Here is an 11,566-nt window from a genome sequence, read left to right on the forward strand (position 1 = left end):
AGTTTCCCCGCCAGTGAGCGGGGATTTTTTTGTCCGCTAAAAATTGCAAAGCGCCGTTATGAGGGCCCGTATTTTCAAAGGCCGGGATAACCTGAAGGGCCGCAAGGGGTTGATATGGCAGCGCGTTCCGAACTGAGTGATGATGGTAAAACCCGGATTATCAGGCTCGAAGGGGATTTTGATTATGATTTGCACAAGGCGTTCAGAGACGCATTTGACCCCATGAACAGGTCCAGTGCTACGAGGTGGATCCAGGCCGGACTAAACAGCTGGACAGCGCAGCGCTGGGATTGTTGCTCTGGTTACGCGAACAGGCGGGTGCTGAAGGGGCGCAGGTGACACTGCGTGGAGCGTCGCGCCAGGTGCGCCAGATTCTTGAACTGTCGCGATTTGAGCGTCTTTTTAACCTCCAGTGACAGATGGTTGAACTCAGCGTCGCTCCTTTCAACGCTCGTGATACACGACGATATCCATCCCCTGTACTTCGATCATTTTTTGTTCGGCCAGACTTTTCAGTACCCGGCCGGCCATCTCGCGTGAACACCCGACAATCCTGGCCAGTTCCTGGCGAGAGACGTGGATCTGGGTACCTGCGGGATGGGACATGGCCTCGGGATGGGAACACATATCCAGCAGTGTGCGGGCAATGCGGCCGGTCACATCCATGAAAGCCAGCTGACTGACTTTCCGGTTGGTGGTGATCAGACGTTGTGACAGCTGAAGCCCCACCGCTTTAAGAATATCGGGCTGGGCCTCCTGAAGTTCGTTATCGAACAGGCGATTCAGTTCGTCGTAGGTGATTCGGGCCAGCTGGCAAGGGGTACGGGTGCGTACCAGGGCTGTACGATTCTTGACGCGATAGAACAGCCCCATCTCCCCGATAAAATCCCCGCTGTTGAGATAGGCAAGTACGATTTCATGGCTATCTTCCCCGCCATCTTCCAGCATGACGCTAACCGAGCCTTCGATAATGTAGTAGAGGGTGTCACCCGGATCGCCGGCGCGTACCACGATGCTTTTTTTCGGCAAGTTGTAATGCGTGCAGTGTTCCAGAAACTGCGCCATGGAGCGAGGGTTGATCTCACAGGTGACGGCCTGCTGATCATCGTCCAGCACAATCGTCATTGCCTTTCTCGCTGAGTCAGGAGGCTGGTGATGATGTTGAGTGTATTTACATGAGATAAACGATAATTTATTACTTCCATGAGCATTCTCCGAATGATTCCCTGCCTCTGGAGTGGTGATTGTCACTGTCACTGACAGGCAGTTAAATACGCTATTCATCAGGTTAGTCGGTCTGTGTCGCGCAGACTTTAGGAAAATAGACGGCTTTCAGAGACGTTTCAGGCCGGATCGGGAACTCACAAAGCGTTGCAACCTGTCGTCTGCCAATGCACTGCGAGGACTGCATTTTTGCCGCGTGACGAGTACAATACTCCTCCTGACAGCTGCAGTATGACTTATTTTTCAAGGATTTGATTTTCATGTCCATTCGTACCCGTTTTGCCCCCAGCCCTACTGGTTATCTGCATATCGGCGGAGCGCGCACCGCGCTGTTTTCCTGGCTGTACGCCCGCAAACACGGAGGCCGCTTTGTGTTGCGCATAGAGGACACCGATCTGGAGCGCTCTACCGCCGAGTCGGTCAATGCTATTCTCGAGGGCATGACCTGGCTGGGCCTGGAATATGACGAGGGACCGTTTTACCAGACCGAGCGCTTCGAGCGGTATAACGAAATCATCGAACGTTTACTGAGCGAAGGGCATGCCTATCGCTGCAGCTGCAGCCGTGAACGCCTGGATGAATTGCGCGAGGCGCAGATGGCGCGCAAGGAAAAGCCCCGCTACGACGGGCATTGTCGCCATCGTCAGGTCAGTGCGCAGGAGCCGCATGTGATACGGTTTAAAAACCCGCTGGAAGGACAGATCGTGATTGACGATCTGATCCGGGGGCGCGTAACGGTGCAAAATGCCGAGCTGGATGATCTGATCATTCGTCGTTCCGATGGCGCGCCGACCTACAATCTGACCGTGGTAGTCGATGATCTTGATATGCAAATCAGCCATGTGATTCGTGGCGACGATCATCTCAATAATACCCCGCGTCAGGCAAATATTCTCAAGGCTCTGGAAGCGCCCGTGCCGATCTATGCCCATCTGCCCATGATTCTGGCCGAGGATGGCGCCAAACTCTCTAAACGGGTACACGGTGAGTCGGTCAGCGTGATCCAGTATCGCGAGGAAGGCTATCTCCCCGAAGCGCTGCTTAATTATCTGGTCCGCCTGGGCTGGTCACATGGTGATCAGGAAATCTTTTCTCTGGATGAGATGGTGCAGCTGTTCGATCTTTCCGAGGTCAACAACTCCGCTTCCAGCATTAATATCAGCAAGTTGCTGTGGCTGAATCAGCAATACCTGAAAAGCTGCGATCCGAATTATATTGCCTATCAACTTGGTTACCACCTGGGCAAACTGGATATCGATCCCAGCAAAGGGCCGGATATCGTCGCGGTGGTCGAGGCCCAGCGCGAGCGGGCGCAAACGCTGAAGGAACTGGCGGATATTTGCCAGTTTTTCTACCGTGACCTGGACGGCTATGACGAAAAAGTCGCCAGCAAACAACTCAAGAGTGCCGCGGCCGAGCCACTGCGACGGATTCGCGACAAGCTGACAGTGCTGGAACCCTGGGAACAGGACGCGATTCATACCGTCATTCACAGCACGGCTGAAGAGCTGGACCTGAAAATGGGCAAGGTGGGCATGCCGTTACGCGTGGCTGTGACCGGAGGCGCGCCATCGCCCTCGCTGGATCTGACTGTCTACCTGATCGGACGCGAATCCTGTTTGCGTCGCATCGATATGGCGCTGGACTATATCCGTCAGCGCAGCGCACAATAAATTAAGCCTGCCACTCACGGACGCAACTTCTTATGAGCAGCAATACAACCAAAGCCGGTAATTTTATTCGCCAGATCATCGAGGCCGATCGGGCCGCGGGTAAGCACGGGGGGCGTGTCGCGACCCGTTTTCCGCCCGAGCCCAATGGCTATCTGCATATCGGCCATGCCAAATCAATCGTGCTGAACTTCGGTATTGCCGAGGATTATAATGGCACCTGTAATCTGCGTTTCGATGATACCAATCCGCACAAGGAAAATATCGAGTTTGTTGAATCGATCAAGCAGGATGTGCAATGGCTGGGCTATGAATGGAATGAGCTGCTGTACGCCTCAAACTATTTTGAACAATTGCATGATTATGCCGTACAGCTGATCAAACAGGGCAAGGCGTATGTGTGCGATCTCAATGCCGAACAGATCCGCGAATATCGTGGCACCCTGACCGAGCCGGGCAGGAACAGTCCCTATCGCGAGCGTAGCGTCGAGGAGAATCTCGATTTGTTTGCGCGCATGCGCGCCGGTGAGTTTCAGGACGGCGAAAAAGTCCTGCGTGCCAAAATCGATATGGCCTCACCCAACATCAATCTGCGTGATCCGACTATTTATCGCATTCGCCACGGCGTGATTCATCACCAGACCGGCGAAGAATGGTGCATCTATCCGATGTATGATTTTACCCACTGCCTGTCTGATGCCATCGAGGGGATTACCCATTCGCTCTGCACTCTGGAGTTCGAAGATCATCGTCCCTTGTATGACTGGTTTCTGGATACCTTGCAGACACCGTCCCATCCGCAACAGATCGAATTCTCCCGCCTGACGCTGGAACATACGATGACCAGCAAGCGCAAGTTGACCGAACTGGTGGAACAGGGATTTGTGGAAGGCTGGGACGATCCGCGCATGCCGACCATCGCCGGCCTGCGTCGTCGTGGTTACACCCCGGCTGCGCTGCGTGATTTCTGCGAGCGTATCGGCGTGACCAAGTCGGACAACTTCGTTGAGATGGGGGTGCTGGAGAACAGCATCCGCGAGGATCTCAATCAGGAGGCCCCGCGGCGTATGGCCGTCTTGCATCCGCTCAAGGTCATCATTACCAATTATCCCGAAGAGCAGAGCGAACAACTGAATGCGCCCAACCATCCGCAGAACGAGGCCATGGGGAGCCGCCAGATCAGCTTCAGTCGCGAGGTCTGGATTGATCGAGAGGATTTTATGGAAGTGGCCCCCAACAAAAAATTCAAGCGCCTGGTCAGTGGCGGGGAAGTGCGGTTGCGCAACGCCTATGTGATTCGTTGCGATGAGGTGATCAAGGACGCCCATGGGGAGATTATCGAATTGCATTGCAGTTATGATCCCGACACCCTGGGCGCTAACCCCGAGGGGCGCAAGGTCAAGGGGGTGATCCACTGGGTCAATGCCGCCGATGCAATTGTGGCCGAGATTCGGCTTTACGATCGGCTCTTCAGTCACCCCAATCCGGACAGTGCCAGAGATGGCCAGCCTTGGACCGCGCACCTCAATCCCGATTCCCTGCGTACACTAACCACCAGTCTGGTGGAAGCCAGCCTGGGCGAGGTGCAAGCCGGTGAGGTGTTCCAGTTCGAACGTGAGGGGTATTTCTGCCGGGATCCGCAAAACCGCGAGGGTGGCCTGCCAGTGTTCAATCGTACGGTCACCCTGCGGGATACCTGGGCGAAAATCGAGCAGAAATCGGCCGCTGGCTGAAATCCCTGGCAAGAATGGCGAAAGATTCCGCAAATACCTGAAATCTGACGGGATCACGGAAAAATCACAGGCAAATGATTGACATGCCAGGGCCGCTATCGTAAATTGCGCGCTCTCGATTTTCGGGGCTATAGCTCAGCTGGGAGAGCGCTTGCATGGCATGCAAGAGGTCGGCGGTTCGATCCCGCCTAGCTCCACCAGAGACCACAGCGAGGTGACGCGTGAAACTGGCCGGACGCCTTGCTGTGTACCTCGGGATCATACTGATAGTAGTGGGTATGATCGCGGGCTTCGGTGCGATGATTGTCGATCAGGACAGCGCGGGCATTCAGTGGCTCGGCGTCGTGCCAGTCGGATTTGTAGTATTATTGGCGGGCACTGTCATGTCACAGCTGTCACGCCCTGACGACGAATAACACCACGTTTTTCGTCCCCATCGTCTAGTTGGCCTAGGACACCGCCCTTTCACGGCGGCAACAGGGGTTCGAATCCCCTTGGGGACGCCATATCCAACAAAAAAGCCCGCGTAAGCGGGCTTTTTTGTTTCACTTGATTCTCCCGATCACAGATCGATCAATGCGTACCCATCCATCTGGAAATCCGCGACGGCGATGTGTCCACCCGGCACGAAGGTGACGCCGTCGATCTTGTTCGCCTTTTTGATCCCCGGCATTTGCGAGGCCATCTGGCACAGATAAAACTTGACGCACATAATTCTGTGCACGTTCGACGAGCTTCCTGAAGGGATTGGCGCTGGTTTTACCGGCGAGGGGGCTCATCGGGCAGTCAGTACTGCCGTCGTCGCTATCGCGCATCCAGGCCGGGTGATAGGTGGTCATTAACCAGGCGCCGGAGTTACTGGCCACGGTGTTCACTTTCACATCTTCACCGATCTTCATGTTATGCGTGACTTCATAATTCTCGCGCATGTACTCGATGTTAAAGAGAAAACGCACTCGTTGAGTCTGGGCGATACCGTTCTTGTCCTGGGGCGGGGAGGGGGGGGGGCGGTGATGGCAATCAGTACCTTGGTGTGTTTGCGATGGAGAGGCAATGAGTGATGGCTTCGGAGCCTGCGCCGGACTCCTCATCGATGGTCAGATTCGGATCCTCCACCACAGTACCGTTGCTCATCACGCAGGTCTGAGCGGAATAGTCGTCGGGACAGTCGTAATTATTGCGTGGATGGTGATCCTGCTCTGCTACAGCCTGAAAACTGAGGCCGGCAACAACTACAATATTGCAGAGACCTAAAACGGGCCTGGGTAACATACGGTTCTCCTGTTTGTTCTGTTAACTTCCTGGTTGGTTTAGCCCTGAAGGGCTGGCTTAACTACAGGCTATTCGCGCGTCGAACAGGGGGATCTGGGTTACACTCGGCATTCTGATGCCTGTAGCGCTCCATCGGCTCTTGCATTTATTCAGCAGCCTCCTATACTAACTGACCAGTCAGTCAGTAAACGCCCTTGAAGATGACAAAAAGTCCAATAAAACAATCAGATAGCACCAGCCATCAGCGCCGCAAGGCGGCCCGCCCCGGTGAGATTGTGGCCTCGGCCCTGGAATTGTTTGTGGAACACGGTTTTGCCGCCACCCGGCTGGAGGATGTAGCTCATCGGGCCGGTGTTTCCAAAGGAACGGTCTATCTTTATTTTGACAGCAAGGAGGCGTTATTCGAGGCCGTGGTTCGCGAGGTAGTGATTCCCCAGGTCGAGCGCAGCGAACTGCTGGCGCAGCAGCATCAGGGCAGTCAGGGTGAATTACTCGAGCAACTGGTGATGAACTGGTGGCAATCGGTCAGTACGACCCGGGTCTGTGGTATCCCCAAGCTGATCATTGCCGAATCGGCCAATTTTCCGCAGACAGCCCAGTTTTTTGTAGACAATGTCATACAACGGGTGCGCGGGGTTTTCAGCAAGGTCATCGAAAAGGGGATCGAGCAAGGCGAGTTTCGCCAGGTCGATCCCGAGTATGCGACGCGCCTGTTGATGTCACCGATGGTCTTGCTGGCTATCTGGCGTCACTCCCTGCAGCCCTACGATCAGGCGTTCCCGATGGATGAGCAAATCTATTTGCAGCAGCATCTGGATCTGTTTCTCAACGGCCTGCGCAAGGAGATGCCATGAATTCGCGTGGCATGCTCGGCGCGTTGCTGCTGGTTCTGGGTCTGCCGGCAGGACAGGCCGCACAACCGACGCTGGGTTTTGAACGGGTGGTGGAGAATATTCTGCAGCAGTATCCCAGCCTGGAAGTGGCGCGCCTGCAGGTACAGCGTTCGCGCCAGGAAATTGCCCGGGTCCATAGCCGGCTGGGCTGGGAGCTGGCCGGTAACGCCGGAGTAGCACATGATGTTTCGGTATTCGGAACACCGACCGATCGTGCCGATGTGAACCTCTCCCTCGAACGGCAACTGGAATCGGGACATCGAGTCGGGATCAGTGGCAATTATACCTATGAAGACAGCTCGTTCACGGTCAATCCCCGGTTTCCGAACCCTTCGCATGCCACTGAACTGGATCTCAATTATCGCATCCCGCTACGCCAGGGCGAGGACAATCCACTCTACAGCGAAAGTCTGACTGGCGCACAGGCCGGGGTTGAAGCCGAACGTGCCGCGGCCCGGGCTTTGCGTAACGAGATCGCCAATCAGGCCCTCGATCTGTTTTACGCCAAAGCGCTGACCGAGGCGCGACTGGCCAGCGCCGGCGAAGGCGTGGAGAACGCGCGCCGCCTGCAGGCGTACATCGCCGAACGGCGTGAACTGGGGCTGGCCGAGAAAAAGGATACTCTGCAGGTTCAGGCCCAGGTACGTGCCCAGCAGACCGCCCGGCAACGGCTGGAAATGGCTCTGGAACAACAGCGTATCGCGCTCAACCGTCTGATGGGCGCACCCTGGCAGCGCCGTTACCGCAGTGCTGTTCAGTTAGAGACAACATTGAGCGATTATGAAGTGGAGGCCCTGATCGGGCAGGCCGAAGTGCATTATCCGCCCCTGCAGCAAAACCGGGCCCGCCTGGAAGTGACCGAAACAGTGCTGCGCCGCAGTCGCGATCAACGCAAGGACCAGCTGGATCTGGTCTTCTCGGTCGGGACCCGCACCCGCAGCGGCGATGCCACCAACGGCAGTGTCAGTGAAGAAGATATGGCCGGTCAGATTCGCGTTGAATATCGCGAATCATTGAACAAGCAGGGGCTGGATGCCGAAGTCCGCCAGGCCCAACTGGATCGCACCATTGCTATGGAAGAGATTCGCCGGGCTCGCGATGAGCTGCGCTATGGTGTCGCCAGCCTGGTCCAGGAGATCCGTGCCACGCGTCGTGCGCTTGATAGCGCGCGAGGTCGTCTGCAAAGCGAACAGGATAAATACCGTGAGGCCATGCAGCGTTATCGTCAGGGGCGGGAACAGACTGATCGGTTGATCCAGTTTGATAATGAACGCAATGAGGCTCGCCTGACGCTGGCCGAACTGGAGGTGGAGTTGGCGCGTCGGCTCAGTGCTCTGCAAATTCTGCACGGCAGCTTCTGGGCCGCCCTGGATAGCGGGATGAATCCCGGGGAATTGCCATGATCCGGTTTCTGGTAGAACGCAGTCTGGTGGTCCATCTGGTCTCAGTGTTTTTGATCGTGCTGGGGATTATCGCGATTGCCAATATCAACCGCGAAGCCTTTCCCAATGTCAATCTCGACAAAGTGCAGATCGAGATCGTCTATCCCGGCTCCTCCCCCGAGGAGATCGAACGCATCATTATCACGCCGATCGAGCAGGAGCTGCGCTCGCTCGACGGTATTGACACCATGACCTCTATTGCCTTTCCCGGATCGGGGCGTATTAATCTGGAAGTGGATCCGGATGCAACAAACCGGGATCGCATCGTCAGTGATGTGCAACTGGCGGTGGATCGCGCCACCTTGCCTGGCGATATGCCTGAGGAGCCTGTGGTACTGGAGGTGGACGGCAAGATGATTCCGATCATCCAGCTGGCGATCTCCGCGCCACGCGACGAGGTGGCGCTGAAACGCCTGGTGGATGACATCGAAGACGATCTGTTGAACATCGATGGCATCGCGCGGGCGCAGATCCAGGGTGATCGCCGCGCCGAGCTGCAGGTAGTGGTCCGGCCCGACAAGTTACGCGAGCATCGTATCTCCATTGGCGAGCTGGCCGAGGTGCTGGAGAACTGGAACGTCAACGCGCCCGGCGGTGATCTGGATACCCCGGAGGGCCAACGAGCCATTCGCATTGTCGGCGAATATCAGCGCACGGAGGATATCAGTGAGCTGGTGCTGCGGGCCAACGAGCAGGGTGAGGGCATTCGTCTGCGGGATATCGCCGAGGTGACTGAGTCACTGGAGGAGGCCAATATCTATTATGATGTCAGTGGTACCCCGGCGCTGAATGTGATTGTGATGAAAAAGGGTGAGGCCGATATTATCGAGGCAGTGGATCGAATCAAAGCCTATCTGGCGACAGTCCCCGAGCGTTATGGTGACGATATCCGGATCGAAACCTTTCAGGATTTTTCCTATTTCGCCAACGTCCGACTGGGAGTGCTGACCAATAATGCCCAGGTCGGGCTGGTACTGGTCTTTCTTTCGCTAATCATGTTTTTACGCCCCTCGGTGGCATTGACCACCACCTGGGGTATCCCGATTGTCTTTCTGACCGGGCTGTATGTGCTCTATCTATCCGGTATCACATTAAACCTGGTCTCCATGCTTGGTTTTATCATGGTACTGGGAATGCTGGTAGATGATGCCATCATCATCGGTGAAAATATTACCTATCACATGGAGCAGGGCCTGTCGCCCAACGAAGCGGCGGTCGTCGGTGCCAGGGAACTGATTGGACCGGTAACGGCGACCATTCTGACCACGATCACGGCGTTCATGCCAATGCTGTTCATGAGCGGGGTTATTGGCAAGTTTATTGTTGCCATCCCGACCGTAGTGATTGCCCTGCTGGTTTTCTCCTGGCTGGAGTCCTTCTTGATCCTGCCCAGTCACGTTGCTCATGTAACTAACAGTAAAAAACATCCCGCTGAGCGACGCTGGGTGGTGAGTCTGCAAAATGCCTATGCCTGGATACTGGACAAGGCGATACGGCATCACTGGATCACCTTGTTGATCTCCGTTGCGGCACTGGCTCTGAGCCTGTTTGCCGCCATCAATGTCCTCAAGTTCCAGCTGTTCCCGCCGGTGGATGTGGATGAATACATTGTGAGGGTGACGGCCCCGGCCGGTACCAGTCTGGAGGAAATGCGCAAACAGATGCGCACCATTGATGAAATCGTCCGCGAGGGGACCAACCCGGACTATCTGGAGACGACGATCATTTCCACCGGACAGATTGCCCTGGATGCCAACGATCCTCTGATGCAGCGTGGCAGTCGTTTCGGACAGATCCGGGTCAATTATATTCCCGCGGTACTGCGCGAAGAGCATGACGTGCTGGAGGACATGCGTCGCTTTGAGTCGCTGTTGACGGAAAAATTCCCGGAATTGCAAATATCCCTGGGCGAGATCAAGCACGGTCCGCCCACCGGCAGGGCGCTGGAGGTAGAAATTTCCAGTAATAACAACGACATTAATGAAGCGGTAGCCCAGCGTCTGATGGATTACGTGAAAACCCTGCCAGGGATTACTACCATTGAAAGCGGACTGCAACCGGGCGATCCGGAGCTGCATGTGCGGGTGGACCGGGTCCGGGCAGCCTATGCGGGGATCAATCTGGCGACTATCGCCAGTCATGTGCGAGCGGCAGTCGATGGTTTGCGGGTAACTACCACGCGAAAGGGAACCGAGGAGGTCGATATTACTATCCGGCTGCCGCGTGATCGAGACGATCCCGTGGGCAGATTGATGCAGCTGGAAATCCCCAATCGCACCGGCGGCATGGTGCCGTTGAACTGGCTCGCCAAACTCGATGAGCACGAAGGCTATACCACAATTCGGCACAAGCAGGGTGTCAGGGCGGTTACCGTGGTTGCCAATATCGACAGTAAACAGACCACCAGTCTGGAGGTCAACCAGGCCGTGGAAGAGGGGAAAGCGCAATGGCTGGGCCAGGATGCAGACAAGGTCAGGGTGGTCTATGGGGGCGAAAACGAGAAAAATCAGGAGTCGTTCAAGGATCTGGGTATGGCTTTCGTGGTCGCTCTGATCGGCATTTTCTTTATTCTCGCAATTCAGTTCAACAATCTGGGTTATCCGCTACTGGTAATGATGGCGATTCCGTTCGGAGTAGTGGGAATCGTGATCAGTTTCCTGCTGCACGATCTGTTCTGGCAAGAGATGCCTCTGTCGTTTTTCTCAACTCTGGGCATGGTTGCCCTGACCGGGGTGGTGGTTAACAGCTCGCTGATTATGGTGGTATTTATCCAGCGAGCGCTGGAAGAAGGCCACGATGTCTACGAGGCAGTAATGCAGGCCGGGAATCGGCGTCTGCGGGCAGTGATTCTGACCGCTGCTACCACGGTGCTCGGGCTGTTACCGACCGCCTACGGCTGGGGGGGGGCCGATCCCTTTGTGGCCCCAATGGCTCTGGCGCTCTCCTGGGGACTGGCGTTTGCTACACTGGTCACCTTGCTGACCATCCCGGCAGCGTTTGTGGCCGCGACGCGGGTCAAGGCGGGTCTGATAGGGATATTCAGAAAATCCGCGAATGCACGCCAATAAACGCAAACTTATTCAGGTCATAATTTATTTGCGTTTTTCGCGTTAATTCGCGGATTGTTTTTACTCAATATAGAAAAACTTCATCTGGGTGCCGGCCAGTTCGATGACATCCTGATCCTTGAGCGTGATGGCTTCGGTGGTCAGCGGTTTACCGTTGATCATGGGAGTGTCGGAGGCGCGGCGCAGTTTGCTGCTGCGCAAGGAGGATATGGTGTAATTATTGGTGTTACGCGCGATCATGGCCATTTTGATTCCGTTGAACCC

Annotated in this window: 10 protein-coding genes, 2 tRNA genes and 1 pseudogene; 10 read left to right on the forward strand and 3 right to left on the reverse strand. The window is 55.7% G+C overall.

What is annotated here, in order from left to right; translation table 11 throughout:
• The first annotated feature begins 245 nt into the window (after positions 1-245).
• Positions 246-416, forward strand: coding sequence for an STAS domain-containing protein (locus tag R6U90_RS06000; protein WP_410351758.1), 171 nt, complete (start codon positions 246-248; stop codon positions 414-416).
• Positions 417-444: 28 nt separating this feature from the next.
• Here R6U90_RS06000 and crp read toward each other — a convergent pair whose 3' ends face one another.
• Entirely contained in the window at positions 445-1,125 is a 681-nt protein-coding gene (gene crp, locus R6U90_RS06005; RefSeq protein ID WP_410351759.1) for a cAMP-activated global transcriptional regulator CRP, read from the reverse strand.
• Between the two features lie 359 nt (positions 1,126-1,484).
• Between crp and gltX the strand changes: the two genes are divergently transcribed.
• From gltX to R6U90_RS06030, 5 genes are all read left to right on the forward strand, one after another.
• Positions 1,485-2,897 (forward strand): glutamate--tRNA ligase, encoded by a 1,413-nt coding sequence (gene gltX / locus R6U90_RS06010; RefSeq protein WP_410351760.1) that lies wholly within the window; start codon positions 1,485-1,487, stop codon positions 2,895-2,897.
• A 32-nt stretch (positions 2,898-2,929) separates the two neighbouring features.
• Positions 2,930-4,627, forward strand: coding sequence for a glutamine--tRNA ligase/YqeY domain fusion protein (locus R6U90_RS06015; RefSeq protein ID WP_410351761.1), 1,698 nt, complete (start codon positions 2,930-2,932; stop codon positions 4,625-4,627).
• A 124-nt stretch (positions 4,628-4,751) separates the two neighbouring features.
• Positions 4,752-4,827: transfer RNA gene (locus R6U90_RS06020), tRNA-Ala, on the forward strand.
• Between the two features lie 21 nt (positions 4,828-4,848).
• Complete coding sequence (locus R6U90_RS06025) at positions 4,849-5,043, forward strand: hypothetical protein (protein WP_410351762.1); 195 nt, start codon at positions 4,849-4,851, stop codon at positions 5,041-5,043.
• 13 nt (positions 5,044-5,056) lie between these two features.
• A tRNA-Glu gene (locus R6U90_RS06030) sits at positions 5,057-5,133 on the forward strand.
• Between the two features lie 56 nt (positions 5,134-5,189).
• Here the strand turns inward: R6U90_RS06030 and R6U90_RS06035 are convergent.
• On the reverse strand, positions 5,190-5,351 hold the full coding sequence (locus R6U90_RS06035) for a DsrE family protein (RefSeq protein ID WP_410351763.1): 162 nt from the start codon (positions 5,349-5,351) through the stop codon (positions 5,190-5,192).
• A gap of 329 nt (positions 5,352-5,680) precedes the next feature.
• Here R6U90_RS06035 and R6U90_RS06040 point away from each other — a divergent pair, with 329 nt between their 5' ends.
• The 4 genes from R6U90_RS06040 to R6U90_RS06055 all read left to right on the forward strand — a co-directional run bounded on the left by R6U90_RS06040 (position 5,681) and on the right by R6U90_RS06055 (position 11,302).
• Complete coding sequence (locus R6U90_RS06040; RefSeq protein WP_410351764.1) at positions 5,681-5,881, forward strand: hypothetical protein; 201 nt, start codon at positions 5,681-5,683, stop codon at positions 5,879-5,881.
• Between the two features lie 218 nt (positions 5,882-6,099).
• Positions 6,100-6,753, forward strand: coding sequence for a TetR family transcriptional regulator (locus R6U90_RS06045; RefSeq protein ID WP_410351765.1), 654 nt, complete (start codon positions 6,100-6,102; stop codon positions 6,751-6,753).
• The gene (locus tag R6U90_RS06050; protein WP_410351766.1) at positions 6,750-8,195 is read left to right on the forward strand and encodes a TolC family protein; all 1,446 of its coding nucleotides are present in this window, start codon (positions 6,750-6,752) and stop codon (positions 8,193-8,195) included. Before R6U90_RS06045 ends, R6U90_RS06050 begins: the two co-directional genes overlap by 4 nt.
• Positions 8,192-11,302, forward strand: coding sequence for an efflux RND transporter permease subunit (locus tag R6U90_RS06055; protein WP_410351767.1), 3,111 nt, complete (start codon positions 8,192-8,194; stop codon positions 11,300-11,302). Before R6U90_RS06050 ends, R6U90_RS06055 begins: the two co-directional genes overlap by 4 nt.
• A 60-nt stretch (positions 11,303-11,362) precedes the next feature.
• Here the strand turns inward: R6U90_RS06055 and R6U90_RS06060 are convergent.
• Positions 11,363-11,566, reverse strand: a pseudogene (locus R6U90_RS06060) (hypothetical protein); the annotation flags it as partial.

Source organism: Thiohalophilus sp. (genome assembly GCF_046483665.1).
Lineage (GTDB): Bacteria > Pseudomonadota > Gammaproteobacteria > UBA6429 > Thiohalophilaceae > Thiohalophilus.